The sequence below is a fragment of the Deinococcus pimensis DSM 21231 genome (genome assembly GCF_000519345.1).
Classification (GTDB): domain Bacteria; phylum Deinococcota; class Deinococci; order Deinococcales; family Deinococcaceae; genus Deinococcus_A; species Deinococcus_A pimensis.
The window spans coordinates 188571-208714 of the sequence record NZ_KI912633.1; the positions used below are offsets into that span (position 1 = coordinate 188571).

General features: G+C 69.9%; 22 protein-coding genes and 2 tRNA genes. 7 read left to right on the plus strand and 17 right to left on the minus strand.

Annotated features, from left to right (window positions below; genetic code table 11):
• Positions 1-114 precede the first annotated feature (114 nt).
• The 3 genes from nucS to dnaE are packed head-to-tail and all read right to left on the minus strand — an operon-like array spanning position 115 to position 5543.
• On the minus strand, positions 115-867 hold the full coding sequence (gene nucS / locus DEIPI_RS0105555; protein ID WP_027481136.1) for an endonuclease NucS: 753 nt from the start codon (positions 865-867) through the stop codon (positions 115-117).
• 49 nt (positions 868-916) lie between these two features.
• Positions 917-1558, minus strand: coding sequence for a DUF2270 domain-containing protein (locus DEIPI_RS0105560; RefSeq protein WP_027481137.1), 642 nt, complete (start codon positions 1556-1558; stop codon positions 917-919).
• A 13-nt stretch (positions 1559-1571) separates the two neighbouring features.
• Positions 1572-5543, minus strand: a complete 3972-nt coding sequence (gene dnaE / locus DEIPI_RS0105565) for a DNA polymerase III subunit alpha (RefSeq protein ID WP_027481138.1) — start codon at positions 5541-5543, stop codon at positions 1572-1574.
• A gap of 260 nt (positions 5544-5803) precedes the next feature.
• Between dnaE and DEIPI_RS0105570 the strand changes: the two genes are divergently transcribed.
• Positions 5804-6427, plus strand: a complete 624-nt coding sequence (locus DEIPI_RS0105570; protein ID WP_027481139.1) for a cytochrome P460 family protein — start codon at positions 5804-5806, stop codon at positions 6425-6427.
• 52 nt (positions 6428-6479) lie between these two features.
• On the opposite strand, the gene DEIPI_RS0105575 is transcribed toward DEIPI_RS0105570, so the two are convergent.
• Positions 6480-6564 (minus strand) — tRNA-Leu (locus DEIPI_RS0105575).
• A 175-nt stretch (positions 6565-6739) separates the two neighbouring features.
• On the opposite strand from DEIPI_RS0105575, the gene rpsO reads away from it, so the two are divergent.
• The 3 genes from rpsO to DEIPI_RS0105590 all read left to right on the plus strand — a co-directional run bounded on the left by rpsO (position 6740) and on the right by DEIPI_RS0105590 (position 8728).
• The gene (gene rpsO, locus DEIPI_RS0105580; RefSeq protein WP_027481140.1) at positions 6740-7024 is read left to right on the plus strand and encodes a 30S ribosomal protein S15; all 285 of its coding nucleotides are present in this window, start codon (positions 6740-6742) and stop codon (positions 7022-7024) included.
• A 588-nt stretch (positions 7025-7612) separates the two neighbouring features.
• Entirely contained in the window at positions 7613-8602 is a 990-nt protein-coding gene (locus tag DEIPI_RS28795) for a nitrilase-related carbon-nitrogen hydrolase (protein WP_245588516.1), read from the plus strand.
• 50 nt (positions 8603-8652) lie between these two features.
• A tRNA-Lys gene (locus DEIPI_RS0105590) sits at positions 8653-8728 on the plus strand.
• A 50-nt stretch (positions 8729-8778) separates the two neighbouring features.
• Here DEIPI_RS0105590 and DEIPI_RS0105595 read toward each other — a convergent pair.
• Positions 8779-9126, minus strand: a complete 348-nt coding sequence (locus DEIPI_RS0105595; protein ID WP_027481141.1) for a WGxxGxxG family protein — start codon at positions 9124-9126, stop codon at positions 8779-8781.
• Positions 9127-9160: 34 nt separating this feature from the next.
• A complete protein-coding gene (locus tag DEIPI_RS28800; protein WP_045233694.1) occupies positions 9161-9403 on the minus strand; it encodes a WGxxGxxG family protein in 243 nt (80 codons plus the stop codon).
• 227 nt (positions 9404-9630) lie between these two features.
• On the opposite strand from DEIPI_RS28800, the gene DEIPI_RS28805 reads away from it, so the two are divergent.
• Positions 9631-10548: a PRC and DUF2382 domain-containing protein gene (locus DEIPI_RS28805; RefSeq protein ID WP_045233695.1), complete on the plus strand. Its 918-nt coding sequence runs from the start codon at positions 9631-9633 to the stop codon at positions 10546-10548.
• Positions 10549-10602: 54 nt separating this feature from the next.
• Here the strand turns inward: DEIPI_RS28805 and DEIPI_RS0105610 are convergent, their stop codons facing one another.
• From DEIPI_RS0105610 to DEIPI_RS0105625, 4 genes are all read right to left on the minus strand, one after another.
• Positions 10603-10797: a ChaB family protein gene (locus DEIPI_RS0105610; protein ID WP_027481142.1), complete on the minus strand. Its 195-nt coding sequence runs from the start codon at positions 10795-10797 to the stop codon at positions 10603-10605.
• 16 nt (positions 10798-10813) lie between these two features.
• Complete coding sequence (locus tag DEIPI_RS0105615) at positions 10814-11146, minus strand: dodecin (protein ID WP_245588517.1); 333 nt, start codon at positions 11144-11146, stop codon at positions 10814-10816.
• 85 nt (positions 11147-11231) lie between these two features.
• On the minus strand, positions 11232-13313 hold the full coding sequence (locus DEIPI_RS0105620) for an MDR family MFS transporter (RefSeq protein WP_027481144.1): 2082 nt from the start codon (positions 13311-13313) through the stop codon (positions 11232-11234).
• Positions 13310-13768 carry a MarR family winged helix-turn-helix transcriptional regulator gene (locus DEIPI_RS0105625; RefSeq protein WP_027481145.1) on the minus strand — a complete coding sequence of 153 codons (459 nt, stop codon included), beginning with the start codon at positions 13766-13768 and terminating at the stop codon, positions 13310-13312. The genes DEIPI_RS0105620 and DEIPI_RS0105625 overlap by 4 nt, the downstream gene beginning before the upstream one ends.
• 114 nt (positions 13769-13882) lie before the next feature.
• Between DEIPI_RS0105625 and DEIPI_RS0105630 the strand changes: the two genes are divergently transcribed.
• Positions 13883-14764 carry an EamA family transporter gene (locus tag DEIPI_RS0105630; RefSeq protein ID WP_027481146.1) on the plus strand — a complete coding sequence of 294 codons (882 nt, stop codon included), beginning with the start codon at positions 13883-13885 and terminating at the stop codon, positions 14762-14764.
• Positions 14765-14766: 2 nt separating this feature from the next.
• On the opposite strand, the gene DEIPI_RS0105635 is transcribed toward DEIPI_RS0105630, so the two are convergent.
• From DEIPI_RS0105635 to DEIPI_RS0105660, 7 genes are all read right to left on the minus strand, one after another.
• Positions 14767-15219: an MgtC/SapB family protein gene (locus DEIPI_RS0105635; protein ID WP_245588518.1), complete on the minus strand. Its 453-nt coding sequence runs from the start codon at positions 15217-15219 to the stop codon at positions 14767-14769.
• 128 nt (positions 15220-15347) lie between these two features.
• Positions 15348-15935 carry a 3-isopropylmalate dehydratase small subunit gene (gene leuD, locus DEIPI_RS0105640; RefSeq protein ID WP_027481148.1) on the minus strand — a complete coding sequence of 196 codons (588 nt, stop codon included), beginning with the start codon at positions 15933-15935 and terminating at the stop codon, positions 15348-15350.
• On the minus strand, positions 15932-17374 hold the full coding sequence (leuC, locus tag DEIPI_RS0105645; RefSeq protein ID WP_045233698.1) for a 3-isopropylmalate dehydratase large subunit: 1443 nt from the start codon (positions 17372-17374) through the stop codon (positions 15932-15934). The genes leuD and leuC overlap by 4 nt, the downstream gene beginning before the upstream one ends.
• Positions 17375-17488: 114 nt before the next feature.
• Complete coding sequence (locus DEIPI_RS0105650; protein WP_027481150.1) at positions 17489-17713, minus strand: hypothetical protein; 225 nt, start codon at positions 17711-17713, stop codon at positions 17489-17491.
• 19 nt (positions 17714-17732) lie between these two features.
• Positions 17733-18071, minus strand: a complete 339-nt coding sequence (locus tag DEIPI_RS0105655; protein WP_027481151.1) for a hypothetical protein — start codon at positions 18069-18071, stop codon at positions 17733-17735.
• A 69-nt stretch (positions 18072-18140) separates the two neighbouring features.
• A complete protein-coding gene (locus DEIPI_RS42185; RefSeq protein ID WP_084473986.1) occupies positions 18141-18476 on the minus strand; it encodes a type II toxin-antitoxin system PemK/MazF family toxin in 336 nt (111 codons plus the stop codon).
• Complete coding sequence (locus tag DEIPI_RS0105660) at positions 18473-18712, minus strand: hypothetical protein (protein WP_157463473.1); 240 nt, start codon at positions 18710-18712, stop codon at positions 18473-18475. Before DEIPI_RS0105660 ends, DEIPI_RS42185 begins: the two co-directional genes overlap by 4 nt.
• An 88-nt stretch (positions 18713-18800) precedes the next feature.
• Between DEIPI_RS0105660 and hrpB the strand changes: the two genes are divergently transcribed.
• Positions 18801-20144, plus strand: a 1344-nt coding sequence (gene hrpB / locus DEIPI_RS28810; protein WP_245588519.1) for an ATP-dependent helicase HrpB, incomplete at its 3' end; no start/stop codon positions are given.

A 20144-nucleotide genomic window follows, 5' to 3' on the forward strand; every position in this document is an offset into this window, starting at 1 on the left:
GCGAGTTCCGCCCCCGCGCGCGCCGCGACCACGGCTTCGGCGGCAAGAAGCGCGACGAGTAACACGCGTACGGACAGCGGGAGGCCCCAGGGCCTCCCGCTTCCTCATTCCCTCCTAGAACAGGCCGGGCTGCGCCTCGACCGCGGGCGGGGCGGGGAGTGCCTGCACCTCGCGGAACTCCAGCCCGAGCCGTTCGAGCTGCGTCCGCGCCGGGAGCGTCACGGCGGGCGCCGCGAGGATGCCGCGCACCTCGCCCGGCACCTGCGTCCGCACGGCCTCCACGTACCGCGCGAGCTGATGCACCGCGTCGTGCGTGGCCTTGCCGCGCTTGAGCTCCACCACCACGAAGCGGCCCGCCGCGTCGCGCGCGTAGAGGTCCACGCCGCCCACCCCGACGAGCAGCTCCCGGTCGAGGAGGGTCAGGCCGTCCTCGATGAGGTCCGGGTGCCGCGCGAGCGCCTCCTGCATCTGCGCCTCCGTGCCGGTCAGGACGAAGCCCGCCTCCTCCTTGAGGTCGAGGGCGCTCGCGACGGCCGCTTCGAGGAACATCACGCGGACCATCTCCGAGGGGTTGTGGCGCAGCGCGGTCAGCACGACGCGGCCGTCCTCCACGGCGACGTGAAGTTCGTCCGTGCGGGGCTGCCAGTTGACGGGCTTCACGCCGCGGGGGCCGTGCACCTGCAGGCTCCCGTCGCACTTGACCAGCACGAGATAGTTCCCGGCGTCCGCGACGCTCGTGGCGCGGCCGGCGTAGAGGATCTCGCACTCGCCCGCGATCTGCACGAGACACTCGCGCGACGCGAGGTGCGTGCGCAGGAACCGTTCGAGCGCGTCGTGATCGGGGGCGTGCAGGTGATCGCGGAGCAAGGTTCCCCGAGGATAGCAGCAGCCTGTCTGGACAGGATGACAACCCTCCTCAGTCCATCTCCAGCGGGTACGACGGCGCGCGCCACGCCAGCACCAGCAGCGCCGCGTACAGCGCCCCCACGAAGCTCATCACCGCCCACCCCGGGATCGTCTCGATCGCCGCGGCGTTCACGAACGCGCCCCAGCCCTGATCCGACGGGGACTGCGACGCGTTGAGCTTCGTCACCCACGCGATGAGGTCCGCCGCGTAGATCCACAGGTAGTTGTGCCGCAGCCGCCACCCGATCGCCTGCAGACGATCGAGCGGCAGGTGCGACTTCGCGAGGTCCGCGATGAGGTAGGGGCGCCAGTCCCCGTTCGCCTCGGCCTCCCCGAGCGCCTCGCGCCAGAAGAAGCGCTCCAGGATCCGCACGCGCAGGTGCGACACCTCGAAGGCCCGGAAGCGCCGCGCCTCCACGTGCAGGAAGAAGTAGTTCGCGACCATCGCCGCGATCATCACCGCGTGGAAACCCTGCGGGCTGAACGCGTAGCCCACCAGGCCCGCCGTCGTGATCACCGCCCAGTTCGTCGTGAGGTCGAGCCGCACGCGGTACGCCGTCATGCGGCCCACCTCGCCCCGGTACAGGTGGATGAGGCTGTTGGTGGTGTTCGCGGACATCACGAGGTCCGCGGGAGAGGACGGGCCCGTCACGGCGCGCCTCCCCTCAGGCCTGCATGGGCCGCGCCTGCTGCTGACGCTGCTGCCACGCGGGCTTCTGCGGCGCGAACCGCGCGAGGATCGTGGCGTTGTCGTACGCGAGGTACGCCTGCGCCCAGTGGAAGGTGCCGTTCACGACGCGGATCGTCTCGCTGCTCCCCACCGCCTTGTCGAGTTGGTACACCACGAACTGGTCGCCCGACACGAACTTGAAGTACGTCGGGAGGCTCCCCGCGTGCTCGTCCACGTACGACTGGAACTCGCTGAGGTCCTCCTTCGACGCCACGTCGAGGTCGATGTTCACGTACATCACCTTCGGGATGCTCTCCAGCGCGCCCGCCGGGACGAGCTCCTCCGCGATGGCGCGCAGACCGCCGTCCTCGCTTTCGAGCTCCACGATCACGAGGGCAGGCGTGTCGTTCACGAGCTTCTCCTGCATCCGCTCGTACGCCCGGCTGAACGCCACGAGCTCGATGGTGGCGCTCTCGTCCGCGAGGTTGAAGCGCGCCATCATCCCGCCCGACTTGGTGGGCTTCTTCACGACGCTCTCCACCATGCCCGCCAGCACCGCCCGCACGCGTCCCTTCGGGTTCTGCGCGAAGAACCACGTCTCCAGGTCCGCGATGCGGCAGCTCGCCGCCTCACGCAGACCCTCGTACTGCTCCAGCGGGTGCCCGCTGATGTACAGGCCCAGCGAGTCCTTCTCCAGCGACAGCTTCTCCAGCTCCGTCAGGGGCGTCACGCCCGCGCGCAGCTTCGGTTCGGGCGCCACCTCCGCCGCGCCGAACAGCGCGTCCATGCCGCTGTTCATCAGGCTCGCCGCGCCCTGCGCCCACGCGACGGCCTCCTCCAGGCTCGCGAGGAGCTGCTGACGCTCCCCGAACGCGTCGAACGCGCCGGACTTCACGAGCGCCTCCAGGCCCTTGCGGTTGCAGGTCTTGCTGTCCACGCGGCGGCAGAAGTCCGCGAGGCTCACGAAGCGCCCGCCACGCGTGCGCTCGTCGAGGATCTTCAGGACGGCGTTCTCCCCGAGTCCCTTGATGGCGTACAGGCCGAACAGGATCTCCTCGCCCGCCACGCGGAAGTCCGCGCCGGAGCGGTTGATGTCGGGCGGCAGCACCCGCACGCCCATCTTGCGGGCGTCGCTGACGTACTCCGAGACCTTGTCCGAGTCGCGCCGCTCCACCGTGAGCAGCGCCGCCATGAACTCCACCGGGTGGTTCGCCTTCAGCCACGCCGTCTGGTACGTGATCACGCCGTACGCGGCGGAGTGCGACTTGTTGAAGCCGTAGTTCGCGAAGGCCTCCAGCAGGTCGAACAGTCGGCTCGCCTCGTCCTGCGGGACGCCGTTGCCCTTGCTGCCCGTGATGAACAGCTGACGCTGACGCTTCATCTCCTCCGCGTCCTTCTTGCCCATCGCGCGGCGCAGCAGGTCCGCGCCGCCCAGCGAGTAGCCCGCCACCTCGGACGCGATCTGCATGATCTGCTCCTGGTACACGGGAATGCCGTACGTCTCCTTGAGGATCTTCGTCAGCCACTGCTCGCTGTTCGGGAAGCCGTCCTTGACGTAGTCCACCTCCTCCTGACCGTGGTGGCGGCGCACGTACGTCGGGATGTTCTCCATCGGGCCGGGGCGGTACAGCGCGGAGAGCGCGATGATGTCCGCGAGGCGGCGCGGCTTGAGGCGGCGGCTCGCGTCCGCGATGCCCGCCCCTTCGAGCTGGAACACGCCCTTCGTGTCGCCGCGCGACAGCAGCTCGAAGGTGCGCTCGTCGTCGAGGGGGATGTCGTCGAAGTCCACCGTGAGGCCCTTGGACTCCTTCAGGATGCGGTGCGCCTCCTCCAGGAAGGACAGCGTGCGCAGCCCCAGGAAGTCCATCTTGATCAGGCCGATGTCCTCCACGGCCTTCATGTCGTACTGGCAGACGACGCCCTCGCCGCTCGTGTCGCGCATCAGGGGCACGAGGTCCGTGAGCTGCGTCTTGCCGATCACGACGCCCGCCGCGTGCACCGACGCGTGCCGCGTGAGGCCCTCGAGCTTCTGCGCGAAGTCGTACGCCTCCGCGAGCTGTGCATTCGCCTTGAGCATCTCCTGGATGTCGGGGACGCTCTCGCGCGCCTCCTCCAGCGAGTAGCTCTTGCCGAACTTGATCGGAATGAGCTTGCTGACCTTGTCCACGTCGCCGTACGGGAGGCTCATGACGCGCGCCACGTCCTTCAGGCACGCCTTGGACGCCATCGTCCCGAAGGTCGCGATCTGCGCGACCTTGTCGTCGCCGTACTTGCGGCGCACGTACTGGATGACCTCCTCACGGCGCGCGTCGCTGAAGTCGATGTCGAAGTCCGGCATGCTGATGCGGTCCGGGTTGAGGAAGCGCTCGAAGAGCAACTCGTACTCCAGCGGGTCGAGGTTCGTGATGCGGATCGCGTACGCCACCAGGGACCCGGCGCCCGACCCGCGTCCCGGCCCCACGCTGATCCCCTGGTCCTTCGCCCAGTTGATGTAGTCCGCGACGATCAGGAAGTAGTCCGGGAAGCCCATGTTGTTGATGACGGAGAGCTCGTACTCCGCGCGGCGGATCAGGACGAGCGCGTGCGCGTACGTGGCCGTATCCATCCCGTCGAGCGAGCCGTCCTCCTGCGCCTCGAGCTCCTCTAGCGCGGGGTACTTCGTGTACTTCTCCCCGCAGGCCTTCCCGAGCTCCTCCCATACGCTGCCCATGAACGCCAGCGCCGTGTAGAGCGTCTCCAGGTCCGCCGAGGCGGGATCGAAGTCCGGGAGGCGCCGCGCGAGCTCCCGGCCCGGCGCGTTGAAATCGATGGCGTCGAACTTCTCCGCCGAGAACTTCTCACCGTCGATCTTCGGGGTGTAGATCGCCTCGTACGCCGCGCGCAGGGACTTCCCGTCGCGCGCACGCTCCCACGAGCGCGCCGCGTACATCCGCACGAACGCCTCCGTCAGGTGGCGCGCGTAGCGCTTCACGGCCCCGCGGTACGTCTGCACGCGAAGCTCCTCGGCCATCGTGCGGCCCTCGGGAATCGGCAGGGCGGGCATCTGGTAGACGCGCTTCTTCCCGACCGGCAGGTCCACGTTGCACAGGCTCGCGACGTGCGCGGTGTTGTCGAAGGGCTCCTCGCCCCACACGTCCACCGGCATGGACGCCTGCATCTCCTCCAGGCTCTTGACGTAGAACTCGTCGCAGGGGAACTTGAAGCGCTTCTCGTCCGCCATGGTCGCCTTCGTCTGGATCGCGAGGAGCGTCTCGTGCGCGAGCGCGTCCTCCTTCTTCACGTAGTGCCCGTCGTTCGTGGCGACCATGCCGATCCCGAACTCCTGCGCCCACCGACGCAGCACCTCCATGACCTTCTTGTCCTCCGGAAGGCCGTGGTCCTGCACCTCGATGAAGTAGTTGTCGCGGAAGACGCTCTGGTACCACAGCAGCCGCTCGCGCGCCTGCTCCAGCCGGTCCTGCATGATGAACTGCGGTACCTCCGCGCCCAGGCAGCCCGACAGCGCGATGACCCCCTTGCTGTGCTGCGCGAGGAGCTCCCGGTCGATGCGGGGCTTGTAGTAGTAGCCCTCCAGGTACCCGGCGCTCGACAGGCGGCACAGGTTCTGGTAGCCCTCGAAGTCCCGCGCGAGCAGCGTGAGGTGGAAGGTGCCCTTCTCGCCGCTCTCGCCGGGCTTGCGGTCGTGCCGCGAGCCCGCCGCGACGTACGCCTCGTACCCGATGATGGGCTTCACGCCCATGGAGACCGCGTAGTTGTAGAAGTGCACGGCGCCGTGCATGTTGCCGTGGTCCGTGATGGCGCAGGCCGGGTCGTTCGGCGTGACCTCCTTCACCCACTTCAGGAGGTCCTTGAGCTTCGCCGCGCCGTCCAGAAGGGAGTACTGCGTGTGCTGGTGCAGGTGCGCGAATTTTCTGGGAGCGCAGCAGCTGCCGTCCGGCGTGTGGATGTGATGGTCGGGCGCGGTCATATACGGCCATTCTACGGTGAGGGCAGAACGCGCGCCGTGAGCCCGTCCCTTGACGTGAAGCGACCCATCGCTTCGGGGCGGACGCCGACGCCGGAGGCGCCGGCATCCGTCCGTAGGGGGGTGGCCTGTGGGGACACTCCCATGATCGCGCCACGAGGTGATTTCGTGGTGATCGTCCCGTCAAGACCGCCCTGGACGGCCTTCATGCCGCGCGGAGTACAGTAGGGCACCGGGACACCTCCGGGGAAAGGAGGTCCAACGTGCGCGCCCTGCCGCCCCTGCTGCTGACGGCGCTGACCCTCGCGAGCGTCGCGGGCGGCCCGCCGCGCCTGCCCGCGCCGCCGACCGGCTCGCCGCTGCGCCTGCCCTTCCCGGCGAGCTACCGCGAGCGCCTCAGCCGCTACGCCGTCGTGGACCGCCCCGGGGGCGTCGTGCGCTTCGTGTACGTCACGCCGGGCGCCCTGGACGCCGCGAGGCGCGGCGAATCCCTCCCGGTCGGCACGACCGTCGTGCTCGAAACCTGGCGGGCCCGCCGCGACGTCCGGGGCGCGCCCCTGCTCGGCGCGGACGGGCACCTCGTGCCGGACCGGCCCACGGGAACGCTGGACGTGATGCAGAAGAGCACGGACCGTCCCGGCGACCCGCGCCCCTGGGCGAGCGCCCGTTTCGACCTCGCCTCCGGCGCGCAGCTGGACGCGAACCTCGCGGACTGCCGCTCCTGCCACGAGAGCGTCGCGGGCCGCGATCACCTGTTCACCGGACGGGCCCTCGCGCGCTTCGCCCTCACCGCGCAGGTGCAGCGCCGCGACTGCGCCCGCCCCGACAACCAGCTCTGCCCGGGCGACTTCGAGGACTCCGGGCCCGAACCCGCGGAGCCGCGCTGACCCGGAACGGAAGGCAAAAACAGAAGACGGAGCCGAAGCTCCGTCTTCTCTCTGGTGCTGGAGATGGGACTTGAACCCACACGCCTCGCGGCGCTAGCCCCTCAAGCTAGTGCGTCTACCAATTCCGCCACCCCAGCAAGGTGCGCTCAACGCGAAGAAAAGGATAGGGCGACGTCGCCGCTTTGTCAAGTTCCCTCCCGATCCGCCTCTTTGCCAGGTCCGGGAAAGCCGTGCTAGACTGACGGGCCGCCCGGAGGGTACGCGACTTGCGTGGCTTGCCGAAGCGGGACATCCAACACGAGAGGTACAACCATGCCCGACAAGTCCAAGAAGGCCGAAGTCATCCAGAACTACGCCACCACCAGCGGTGACACCGGCAGCACCACCGTCCAGATCGCGATCCTCACGGAGCGCATCAACAACCTCAGCCGTCACCTCGGCGAGAACCGCAAGGACAAGCACGGCCAGCGCGGCCTGCAGCTCCTCAACGGTCAGCGCCGCCGCCTGCTGAAGTACCTGGAGCGCACCGACTACGAGGGCTACATCGCCCTGACGGACAGGCTCGGCATCCGCCGCGGCCAGCGCATCGTCCGCTAAGTTGTAGAGACGCGGGGGCGGCCACGGCATAAGGACCGGGCCGCCCCGGTCCGTACGACGGCAAAGGCTGGACGGCCACTCGATTCATGTAGAGACGCGCTCATGCCCCAGGCATGAGCGAGCGGCCGTCCGCGAGCGTACGACGCCAAACGCGGACGGCCACCTCATTCAGACAGAGACGCGGGGGCGGCCCGGCCATGAGTGCCGGGCCGCCCTCGTCTATGCTGACTCCCATGACGGCCACCTCCGAAGGTTCGACGGGCGCGCGTACGGTGCGTGCCGTGGCGGTGCAGCCCCGCTGGAGCGTCCAGGACTTTCGCAGCGAGGCGACGTTCCGGGCGTGGTTGCGCGCGCAGCTGGAGGCGGCCCGGCCGCATCTGTCGCGTGAGCACCCGAACCTCGTGGTGCTGACGGAACTCAACGGCCTGCCGCTCCTGCTGCGCGGCGCGACCGTCGCGCGGCGAGCGCCGACCTTCACGTCGGCGCTCGCGCTGCTCGTGGCGCGGCACCTGCCGGAGGTGGTGCTGGAGGTCGTGGGGCGCCGAGTGAGTCCCGCGCGGGCGCTTCAGCTGGCCCTCGATGGACCGTGTGGCGCAGCCGTACCTCGGCGCGTGCCGGGACCTCGCGCGGGAGTTCGGGGTGTACCTCGCGTGCGGCACGGCGCCCCTGCCGCACTTCCGCCCCAGCGGCGGGCGGCTCGTACCCGACGGGGGCGAGGTGTACAACCACGCCGTGATCCTCGCGCCGGACGGGTCGCTCGTCGGAACGGCCGACAAGGTGCACCTCACGACGCCAGAGGGCCCCACCGGGCTGGACCTCAGCCCCGGACGGCTGGAGGACCTGCGCGTGTACCCCACGCCCGTCGGTGACCTCGCGGTCGCCACGAGCCTCGACGCGTTCCGGGACGACGTGATCGACCGGATCTCGCGGGGGGGCGCCACCGTCATGCTGCAACCCGACGCGAACGGCAGCCCCTGGACGGACGAGGAGCACGAGCCGCCCACCGGGCGCGATCAGCCCGTCGCGTGGCTCGACAGTGCGTGGCGGGCCGTACGAGCCTCCCCGACCTTGCGCTACGCCGTGAACCCGATGGTGGTCGGCAACCTCTTCGAAGTCGCCTTCGACGGGCAGAGCGCCATCACCGCCCCCGACGAGGAGGCGCCCGAGCCGCGCGGGTACGTCATGACGACGCCCCGAGCGGGCTTCCTGCGGCTCGTGCCCTGGGTAGAGGAGGGGAGTGACCTCGACCGTCTGCGCGAGGCCGGGCGGGAGCTCGCGCCCCGCAGCGGACACCCGCGCGAGAACGCGTACCGCACGGCCGTGATCTCCGCCGACCTGCACCTGCCCCCGCAGGACCGCCCGCCACCCGCGCCGCGCCCGCACGAGGAGGCCCTGTCGGCGTACCTGGGCGGGGAGGTCACCTTCGAGCCGTCCCCGGCGCGGCGCGTCCTGCGCCTCGCGTGGCCCCTCGTGGGCGCGGGTCTCGCCGCGTGGGGCGCGGGGAAACTGCGGCGTCGCCGGGCGCGCGGCCTGCTGGGTCTCGTGGGCCTCCTGATCGTGATCCTCGCGGGCCTCTAGCGGGGGCTTGACAGATCGCCGAACCCCCTCTAGAATTCTTTTCGCTGCCAGGGTCGTTAGCTCAATTGGCAGAGCAGCTGACTCTTAATCAGCGGGTTGTAGGTTCGATTCCTACACGACCCACCAGACAGAACCCCCACCGAGAGGTGGGGGTTTTCCTTTGTCTTCGGCCTGCTTCAGCGGCGGGCGGTCGTCGTGTTGTTGTCGGGCACCACCACGGTCGGGGCGGGGCGTCGCAGTCCGGCGAGGCCCGCGAGGCCCAGCAGGCCCAGCCAGCCCCAGTCCGTGCCGCGGTCGTTGTTGTCCGTCGTGTTGGTCGTGGCGGCGTCGGAGTTCGTGGCGGTGCCCGTCGTGGCGTCCGTCCCGGCGGTGCCGGTCGTGTCGTCGGTCGTGCCGGTGGTCGTGTCGGTCGTGCCCGTGGTGGTGTCCGTGGTGCCGGTCGTGGTGTCGTCCGTCTGCGCGAACGCGACGGGAGCGAGCGAGAGGGTCAGGGCCAGCAGGGTGACGCGGGTGGTCTTCGACATGGGGAACCTCCTGAGAAGGGGAGAGCGTGTGGGTTCAGCGGGTCGTGGAGGTGCGGGCGCGGTCGTCCACGACGACCGTCTCGCGGCGCTTCGGCAGCAGCCCGGCGAGGCCCAGCAGGCCCAGCAGGCCCCAGGGGAAGCCCCGGTCGTTGTTGTCGTTCGTGGTGGTCGTGGTGGTGTCGGTGGTGCCGGTGGTGGTGTCGTCCGTCTGGGCGAACGCGACCGGGGTGAGCGAGAGCGTGAGGGCGAGCAGTGTGGCGCGAGTTCGGTTGGTCATGATGTCTCCTCCGTGGAACGTGGCTTCTTTCCTCCCGATCCTCCGTCCCGACCACCTGACGAGCTTGAGGAGGACATAAACGGGGGTTGTCCGCACGATGGGACACGATTCACGGCGCGCAAAGAAAACCTCCACGTCCTCAGGGTCTTCGCCTTCTCCTCAGCCTCCCCACGTGCACAGCGCGAACCATCAGAACGATCGACACACCACACCACGGAGGACGCACCATGAAGGAACTCATTCCGCTGCACGACCTGGCCCGCGAACGCAACCTCGACCTCACCGGCAACGACGTCTACGACCCCACCGGACGCACCGCGTACGGCAGCGACGGGGAGCGCATCGGCACCGTCCGCAGCGCCCTCGCCGATCCCGACACGGGCCGCCTGCGCTACCTGCTGATCGACGCGGGCGGCTGGTTCAGCAGCAAGGAGGTCCTCGTGCCCGTCGGGCTCGCCCGTACGGAGGAGGACGGCGTCTACTTCGACACCCTCACCCGCGATCAGGTCCGTGACCTGCACGGCTACCAGGGCTCGTACGACTACGACAGCGCCGTCAGCGACGAGCGCGTGCTGCGCGGCTCGGACGACGTCTCCACCGCCACCACGACGGCTCCCGTCACGGCCGAGCGCACCTACAACTACCGCGACGACGACGAGACGGACCGCCTGTTCAAGTCGCCCGGACGCCTCCAGCTGCTCGAGGAGCGCCTCAACGTCGGCAAGGACCGCTACGTCGCGGGCAGCGTGGAGATCGGCAAGCACGTCGAGAACCGCCAGCAGAACGTGAACGTGGAACTCCAGCACGAGGAGGTCGTCATCGAGCGTCACGCGGTCGACCCGCGCCCCGTGGAGGGGAACGTGACGCTCGGCGCGGCCAGCGAGACGGTCCGCGTGGACCTGGAGGCCGAACGCGCGGACGTACGCAAGCAGGCGTACGTCGCGGAGGAGGTCGAGATCGGCAAGCGCACCGAGACGGAGCACCGCACCGTCACGGAGACCGTGGGCCGCGAGGTCCTCGACGTGAACCGCACGGGTGACGTGGACGTCGCGGGCACCGGGGCGAACCGCGAGGGTCTGCTGGAGCGCGCCGACGAGGCCGTCGACCGGCTCGACGGCAAGATCGACCGCGACCACAACCGCTGAGCTCGGGCCGTGCGGAAGGAGGAAGGGCGCGCGCCCTTCCTCCTTTGCTGCGCCTCAGGCCTCCCGGTCCCGGCGTTCCTTCTCCCCGGCCTTCTTCGCGGCGGCGTGCGCGACGGCGAACGCGCGGTGCTCGTCGCCGCCGTACTCGCGCAGGGCGTTGTTGAACGCCGCGAGGAACGCCTCCTTCTGGTGCTCGTCGTATCGATCCACCTGCGACCGCGGCAGGTCCTGGGTGCGTTCGTAGGGCATGCTCACCTCCCGGGATTCAGGTGTCCGTGGCCTCGTCCTCGTCGAGGGTGAAGCCCACCTTGAGCGTCACCTGCCAGTGCGCCACGCTGCCTCCCTTGACCTGCCCGCGCGTCTCCACCACCTCGAACCACCTCAGGTTGCGGATGGTGCGCGACGCCCGCGCGAGGGCGCGCTGCACGGCGTCCTCCATGCTGTCCGGTGACGATCCGACGAGTTGCACGATCTTGTAGACGTGTTCGCTCATGACGGCCTCCCTGCGCCCATCATCCGGGCGGGCGAGGGGCGGCGTGAGGTGCGGGCCTTCACCGGACGTGAAGAAGCGGACGCGTGGGGGCGTCCGCTTCTTCATGGCTTTGAGAATCCAGCTTTCAGTCTTCGCCGGGCGGGGCGGCCCGCCCGTTCGGGCCTGGGCCGTTCTCGCGTCTCTGTGTGCTTCAGTGGCCCGAGGGCGCGGCGGGACGTCCCGCTCCCTGGCGCAGGGGCACCACGGGGAGGAACAGCACCACCACGAAGCCGAGCAGCACGATCCAGATGCTCGTCGCGAACAGGTGCGTGACGCTGGCGGTGAAGCCCTTCTTCATGCCGCTCGTGACCCGCGCCGCGAGCTTGTCCGCCTGCTCGTCGAAGCCCGCCCTGATCTTCACGAGGGCGCCCGAGGTGGCCTGCTTCGCGACGCTGTCCTCGCTGGCGAGGATGCCCTGCGAGAAGCGCTGCGCGGTCACCTGCGCGGCCTGCGGGGTGGCGAGCGCCTGCGCGGGAAGCGCCTGAAGCTGCGTCTTGAGGGCGGCGGGCGTCGCGGGATTCTTCAGGAGCGCCTGACGTCCGGCCTCACCGGCCGCCAGCGCCTGGGCCACGCCGCTCGCCTCCTGCACGAGGCCCTGGTGGACCTGCGCGCGGATGCCGCCACCCTGGAGGGTCTTCTTGAGCTCGGCGGGAAGCTGCGGGTTGGCGAGCAGGGCCTTCGTGGCCGCCGCGTCCCCGTCGAAGGCACGCTCGATCTGCGCGTACTGCCTGTCGAAGGCCTCGTGGATCTGCTTGCCGGTGTCGGTGTTGCCGCTCGAGGCGCGCATCTCGCCGAGGTTGATGTTCTTCGCGGCGTTCTCCATGCCCGCCACGTGCGGGAGGTACTTCGGGAGCTCGCTCTGAAGGTTGTTGATGAGCAGGGTGCCGAAGACGGCGGCGCCGATGGTGGTGCCGATCTGACGGAAGAACTGCGCGCTGCTCGTCGCGATGCCCATTTGGTTCATGGGGACGGCGTTCTGGATGGCGATGTTGAACAGGCTCATGGCGGGCCCGAGGCCGAGTCCGACGATGAACATGCGCCAGCCGAGGTCGAGGCGGGTGGTGTCCACCGTGATGCGGGTGAGGAGGAACACGCCGACCATCAGGACGATGGGCGCGCCGACGAGGAAGGGCTTGTACTTTCCGGTCTTCGCGACGAGGTTGCCGGAGACGATGCTGGCGAGGATCAGGCCGGCCATGAGGGGCAGCATGCTGAGGCCCGAGTTGGTGGCGCTGACGCCCTGCACGGTCTGCATGAAGAACGGCAGGAACATCACGATGCCAATGAACGCCATATTTATGACGAACGACGCGAGGTTCGCGACGGTGAAGGTGGGGTTGCGGAAGAGCCCCAGCGGGATGATGGCGTCCCTGTTGCGGCGCTCCACGAGCAGCAGCAGCGCGAGGCTCACGGCGGACACGCCGAACAGACCGAGGATGCGCGCGCTGTCCCACGGGTAGGTGGTGCCGCCCCAGGTGAGGGCCAGCAGCAGCGGGATCGTCGTGGTGATGATGAGGGCCGCACCCGGGAAATCGATCTTTCCGCTGGCGCGGTGCGTGAGGCGCGGCATCTTCGCGACGATCATGAAGAGCGCGACGAGGCCGAGCGGGAGGTTGACGTAGAACACCCAGCGCCAGCCCTCGATGAAGGCGCCCAGCATGTGGACGCTGCCGTGGTCGGTGAGGAAGCCGCCGATGACGGGTCCGAGGACGCTGGAGAGCCCGAAGACCGCGCCGAACAGGCCGCCGAACTTGGCGCGCTCGGCGGGCGGGAACATGTCGCCGATGATGGCGAAGGCGCTGGTGAAGAGCGCGGCGCCGCCGAGCCCCTGGAGCGCCCGGAAGACGATGAGCTGGATCATGCCGCCGCCGAAGAGGCCGCCGAGGAAGGCCTCGCCCGCCATGCCGCACAGCATGCTGCCGATGAGGAAGAGCGCGATGCCGACCAGGAGGATGGGCTTGCGGCCGTAGAGGTCGCTGAGCTTGCCGTAGATGGGCACCATGACGGTGCTGGCGAGCAGGTAGGCGGTGGTGACCCAGCTGTAGTACTCCAGGCCGTGCAGCTGCTCGATGATGCGGGGCATGGCGGTGCTGACGATGGTCTGGTCGAGGGCGCTGAGGAGGAAGACCACCATCAGGCCGAGGAGGGTGATGTTCTTCTCCTGCTTCGTGAAGGCGGGCGCTGCCGGAGCGTCGGGGGCGGCGGGGACGGTCGTGTTCTGGGTGGTGGTCATGCGGGGCTTCCTTCGTCGGTGAGGGCGAGGAGGGCGGAGACGAGCGCGTCGAGCTGCTCGGGCCGCAGGCGGGCGAGGCGCGCGCCGACGGCCTCGTGGACGGTGTGCTGCGTCGCCTCGACGAGGGCGGTGCCCGCGTCGGTGAGGCTCAGGCGCGTGCGGCGGGAGTCCTGCTCGTCGATGTGCCGTTCGATGAGGCCGCGCCGACGCAGGTCGTCGAGGTAGCGGCTGAGCAGCGTGGCGGGAATCTTGAGGTGCCCGGCGAGTTCCTTGGGGTACTGCACGCCGCCCTGGATGCTCTTGAGGATGAAGAAGCTGCGGGGGTCGGTGCCGTGCCGCTCGTGCAGGAGCGGCTCGAATTCCTGGCCTATGGCGCGGTTGAACCGCCACAGGGCGCGCAGGAACTTCGCGACGTCCTCGTAGGCGTGGGTGGGAAGGGGAACGGGAGCGGTCATCGGGTCAGCGTACTCCAGATACTTCACCAAAGTCAAGTAATAACTCAGATGTACAGATGACTCCGCAAAAGTACTTAGCGTTCGATAAACCCCCTACGCCGTACGATGGAGGACGTGCCCGCCCGCAGCCTCCTGCTCGCCCTGCTGATCACCTTCATCTGGGGCGTCAACTTCGTCGTGATCAAGCTCTCCGTCACCGACGCGCCCCCGCTGTTCGTCGCCGCGCTGCGCTTCCTCCTCGCCGCGCTGCCCGCCGTGTTCCTCGTGCCCCGCCCCGCCGTCCCCACCCGAACCCTCGTCGGGTACGGCGCCGCCGTCGGCGTCGTCCAGTTCGGCCTGCTCTACCTCGCCATCCAGCTCGGCGTCAGCGCGGGCCTCGCGTCCCTCATCATCCAGTCGCAGGCCTTCCTCACCGCCCTGCTCGCCGCCCTCTTCCTGCGCGAACCCCTGCGCCCGCACCACCTACTCGGCATGACCCTCGCCTTCGCCGGGATGGGCGTCATCGGCTTCGCGGGCGGTGGACACGTCAGCGCCGTCGGCCTCGGGCTCATCCTCACCGCCGCACTCGGCTGGGCCGTCAGCAACCTCCTCGTCCGCGCCGCCGGGAGCGCCAGCATGCTCTCCCTCGTCGTGTGGTCCGCGCTCGTCCCGCCCATCCCGCTCACGCTCCTCGCGGGCCTCACGGAAGGCTGGGACGCCGTCGGGCGCACCCTCACGCAGTCCGGCGCGGGCTTCTGGGCCGCCGTCGCGTTCATGGCGTACTTCAACACCGTCCTCGGCTTCGGCGTCTGGAGCCGCCTCATCCAGCAGCACGGCGCCGCCCGCGTCGCGCCGCTCTCGCTGCTCGTGCCCGTCTTCGGCCTGCTCGCCAGCGCCCTGTACTTCCACGAGACCTTCCCCCTCCCCAAGATCCTCGGGGCGGTCCTCGTGTTCGGCGGGCTCCTCCTGCACGTGTTCGGCGCGGCCCTCATCAGACGCCGCGCCGTCACCGCCTGAGGTCAGTCCTCCTCGTCGTCGGCCAGCACCTCCGCCTTCAGGCGGCCCAGCACCCGCAGCACCACCAGGAAGATGGCCGTGGCGCCCGCCGCGAGGACGTAGTGCGTCAGTCCGCACGCCACGCCCACCGCCGCCGTCGCCAGCATGCTCGCCGCCGTCGTCAGACCCCGCCGTTGCCGACGTTCCGACGAGAAGATCGCGCCCGCCCCCAGAAACGCCACGCCGCTCACCACCGCGCCCAGCACGCCCACCACGTCGAAGCGGATGCCCGGCGCGTCCCCCGCGAAGCCCAGCACCAGCGCCTCCGCGAGGATCACGAAGAGCGCCGCGCTGCCTCCCACCAGCATCTGCGTCCGCAGGCCCGCCCCGCGCCCGCGCAGCTCGCGCTCCCAGCCGATCAGGCCGCTCAGCACGACGGCCACCACGAGACGCAGCAGCAGAAAGAGGTCGGTCATGGGGTCCGCGATCGTCACCATGCGCGGACCATACCCGACACCCCGCCGCGCGCCCCCGAGGACCCGCTCAAGGAAAGTTCACACGAAAGGGGGCCGCTCCACGTGGAGCGGCCCCCTCGCCCGTCCGCTCAGCGCGTGACGGGCAGCAGGTCCGGGCGGCGCGCCTCGAAGGCCGCGATGTCCGCCTCGTGCGTGAGGGTCATGCCGATGTCGTCGAGACCGCTCAGCAGCTTCCGGCGCGTGAAGTCGTCCATCTCGAAGGACGCCGTGACGCCCGGCGCGCTCACCGTGCGGGCCTCCAGGTCCACCGTCACGGTCGCCGAGGGGTCCGCGCGCACGAGCGACAGGAGCGCGTCCACCGTCTCCTGGGGCAGTTCCACCGCCAGCAGGCCGATCTTGCCGCAGTTGTTGCGGAAGATGTCCGCGAAGCTCGGCGCGATCACCGCGCCGAACCCGTAGTCCTGGATCGCCCACGGCGCGTGCTCGCGGCTGCTACCGCACCCGAAGTTCGGGCCGGCCAGCAGCACCACCGAGCCCGCGTGCTCGGGCCGGTTGAGGACGAAGTCGGGGTCCTCGCGCCACTCGGAGAACAGGAAGCGCCCGAAGCCCTCACGGCTGATGCTCTTCAGCGCGTCCGACGGCACGATCTGGTCCGTGTCCACGTCCGCGCGGCCCAGCGGGAGGGCCTTTCCGCTCACCCGGGAGACGGGCTTCACGCGACCACCCCCGCGTCCACGAGGTCGGCGGGCGACGCGAGCCGCCCCACCACCGCCGTCGCGGCGGCCACGACCGGGCTCACGAGGTGCGTGCGGCCCCCCCTGCCCTGACGGCCCTCGAAGTTGCGGTTGCTGGTGCTCGCGCAGCGCTGACCGGGCTGCAGGATGTCCGGGTTCATGCCGAGACACATGCTGCAGCCCGCCGCGCGCCACTCGAAGCCCGCCTCGCGGAAGACGTCCGCGAGACCCTCGCGTTCGGCCTGCTCGCGGACGCTCATGCTGCCCGGCACCACCAGCGCCCGCACGCCCTCCTTCACGCGCCGACCGCGCAGCACGCCCGCCGCGGCGCGCAGGTCCTCGATGCGGCTGTTCGTGCACGAGCCCAGGAACACCACGTCCACGGGAATGTCGCGCATGCGCGTGCCGGGCCGCAGGTCCATGTACGCCAGCGCGCGCTCGTGACCCTCGTTCTCGGGCTGCGGCACCACCCCGCCGAGCTCCACGATCTGGCCGGGCGTGGTGCCCCACGACACGTACGGCGCGAAGTCCTCCGCGCGGAAGCTCACCTCGTGATCGAAGACGGCGCCCTCGTCCGTGCGCAGCGAACGCCAGTCCTCCACGGCGCGCTCCCAGGCCTCGCCGGAGGGCGCGTGCGGGCGGCCCCGCAGGTACGCGAAGGTTGTCTCGTCGGGCGCGATGAGGCCCGCGCGCGCCCCACCCTCGATGCTCATGTTGCAGACCGTCATGCGGCCCTCCATGGAGAGCGACCGGAAGGCGCTGCCGCGGTACTCGATGACGTGCCCGCGCCCGCCCGCCGTGCCGATCCGCTTCAGGATGCCCAGGATGAGGTCCTTGGCGGTGACGCCCTCCGGAAGCTCGCCGTCCACGTTCACGGCCATGGTGCGCGGGCGGCGCTGCGGCAGCGTCTGCGTGGCGAGGACGTGCTCCACCTCGCTCGTGCCGATCCCGAAGGCGAGTGCGCCGAACGCGCCGTGCGTGGCGGTGTGCGAGTCGCCGCACACGATGGTCATGCCGGGCTGCGTCACGCCGAGCTCCGGCCCGATGACGTGCACGATGCCCTGCCCGCCCGACCCCATGCGCATCAGGGGAATGCCGAACTCGGCGGTGTTGCGCTCCAGCGCCTCGAGCTGACGCGCCGCGACGCGGTCCTCCAGCAGGTCGAAGGGCCGGTCCACGCCCTCGGTCGGAACGCTGTGGTCCATCGTGGCGAGCGTGAGGTCCGGGCGGCGCACGCGCCTTCCCGCCGCGCGCAGACCGTCGAAGGCCTGCGCGGACGTCACCTCGTGCACGAGGTGGAGGTCCACGTAGAGGAGGTCCGGCTCTCCCGCCGCGCGCCTCACCACGTGCCGTTCCCAGATCTTCTCCACCAGCGTCCTCGGCCGGTGCCCGCCCGTCTGTTCCGTGTCCACCTGCGTCATGCGACCTCCGTCACGGCTTGCGTGTTCCGAACATGATGCCGTCTTCACGAAAGCCTGTCCTGGGGTCTGGTCGACAATGCGGACGTTCGTTAGGCACGCTCCCGGAGGGCGTTCTCACGCTGCGGTGAGCCCGCCGTGCGTCCGCCGCCGTGACCGCCACCACCGCCACGTCACCGTGCAGGCGCCCGCGAGGACCGCCCACAGGCCCAGCCCCACCGCGAAGCCCAGCAGGACCGTCGAGAAGTTCGTGTCGCGCCGCAGCTCGTAGCGCAGGTCGCGCGGGCCGGGACCCGCCACGTACCAGCCCTCCGTGGCGCGCCGATCGTCGCTCGTGCGCACGTGGAACGCCTGCCGTCCGTCATCCAGCCGACGCAGCGAGAACGAGCAGGACGAGCCGGAAGTCGGGTGCGCGCCCGCCACGCAGGCCCGGACGTCCGCCGGAAGCCGCGCTTCCTGCGCGCGTCATCAGCAGGCTGTAGGTCCGGCCCTCCTTCTCGAGCTGACCCAGCCGCGCCAGGGCGAACACGTCCGGCACGCCGTCCACGACGGCCATGACGGGCAGGTCGGGACGCGGGGACGCCACCTCACGGATCAGGAGGCGATCCACGAAGTCCGAGGCGAACAGCACGCACGCCACGAGCAGACCGACGCTGGCGGCGAGCCGCAGCAGGGGCGCGAGCAGGGGAGGAGCACGCATGCCTCCATGCTCGGCACGAATCCCGGGGGGGACGGAAAAAGCGCACGGGAGATGTAGGAATTACGGCGTTCAGGGTAGTGCGAGATGATGTTTGAGCTTGGATTCCACTTCTGCTATTTGTTGTCGTGTAAGAGAGCCAAGGAAACGGGTGAGTCGGCTTCGATTAAGTCCGCGTATATAGTTCAGCTGTATTTTGCTGGTTTCAGGAAGTCCACAGCTTCCGGCAGAAAGCAAAACATCGAAGGGATAGGTTCTAGAAACGTTTGTTGTCACAGGGGCAACAACGACATGGGGAAGATATAGATTGGCGTCGTCATTTGTTAGAACGACCGCAGGCCGTAGACGAGCAGGCTCTCCAGCCGTACTCGGTTCGAAGTCTGTCAGGTAGATCTCGCCCCGTTTCACTGCTCATCCATGGGGATATCCAGCCAGCGGCGCGCTTCTTCCTGCATGGCGGGGTCGGCGGCAAAGTCCCGTGCGAACGCTTGATATCCCTCGATGATCTCCAGCCGTCGAAGCGCTTCGACGGCCGCCTCTACTGTCGCGCTGAAGTTGGGGAGGTCATGAGTGTGCTGGTACTCCTCCAGAAAACGTGCGGCTTCAGGGGATAGGGAAACGTGCCTTCTATGTGCTGAAGTCATACTCATATGATAGCAGATTATGGCCATCTTTCTGGCCACCTTCAGTGGCCATTTCCGTGAGGCGAAAGAACACTCTATCTTTGCCCTCGTGACCCTGCCCGTCCACGACGTCCTCCCCGACCTGCGCGCCGCGCTGAGGGCGAACCCGCTGGTGCTGCTGCAGGCCCCGCCCGGCGCGGGCAAGAGCACCGTCGTGCCCCTCGAACTCCTGAACGAGCCGTGGCTGGACGGGCGCTCCGTCGTGGTGCTCCAGCCACGCCGGGTCGCGGCGCGGGCCGTCGCGGCGCGCCTCGCGGAGAACCTCGGGGAGGACGTCGGCGCGACGGCGGGCTACCGGGTGCGCTTCGAGTCCCGCGTGAGTCCCCGCACCCGCGTGGAGGTCGTGACGGAGGGCATCCTCACGCGCCGTCTCCAGCGGGACCCGGAACTCGCCGGGGTGGGCCTCGTGATCCTCGACGAGTTCCACGAGCGGTCCCTCAACGCGGACCTCGCGTACGTGCTGCTGCGCGAGGTGCAGGGCGCGCTGCGCGACGACCTGCGCGTCCTGATCATGTCCGCCACGCTCGACCCGGCCCTGCCCGCGAAGCTGAGCGTGGACGCACCTCTCGTGACGGCCACCGGACGGCAGTACCCCGTGGAGCTCAGGTACGCGAACGCGGACTTCACCGGGGATCCCGCCGAGGCCGTGTCCCGCTCCGTCACCGACGCGCTCTCGCGGCACGAGGGGGACGTGCTGGCCTTCCTGCCCGGCACGGGCGAGATCCGCCGCGCGCAGGGCGCGCTCTCCGCGCGGCACCCGGACGTGAGCGTGCTGCCCCTCTACGGCGACCTGCCGCCGCAGGAGCAGCGCCGCGCCATCCTGCCCGACCCGTCGGGACGTCGGCGCGTGGTGCTCGCCACGAGCGTCGCGGAGACGAGCCTCACCCTGGAGGGCGTGCGCGTCGTCGTGGACTCGGGCCTGTCGCGCACCGCCCGCTTCGACCCCGCGACGGGCCTCACGGGTCTCGTCACCACCCGCGTCACCCGCGACGCGGCCGAGCAGCGCGCGGGCCGCGCGGGCCGCGTCGCGCCCGGCACCGCCTACCGCCTGTGGAGCGAACGCACGCACGCGCTGCTGCAGGAGGCCCGCGCGCCCGAGGTGCTGGACGCGGACCTCGCGCCGACCGTGCTGGAGCTCGCCCGCTGGGGCGTACGCGACGTGACGGCGCTGGAGTGGCCCGACCCGCCGCCCGCCCGCGCCGTGGAGGCCGCGACCACCCTCCTGCGCGACCTCGACGCGCTGAGCGAGGACGGGCGCGTCACCCCGCGAGGCGAGCGGATGCTGGACCTTCCCACGCACCCGCGCCTCGCGCACCTTCTCATCGAGGGCGCGGACCTCGGGCTCGGCGCGCTCGCCGCCGACGTGGGCCGCGCTGCTCGAAGAACGCGACCC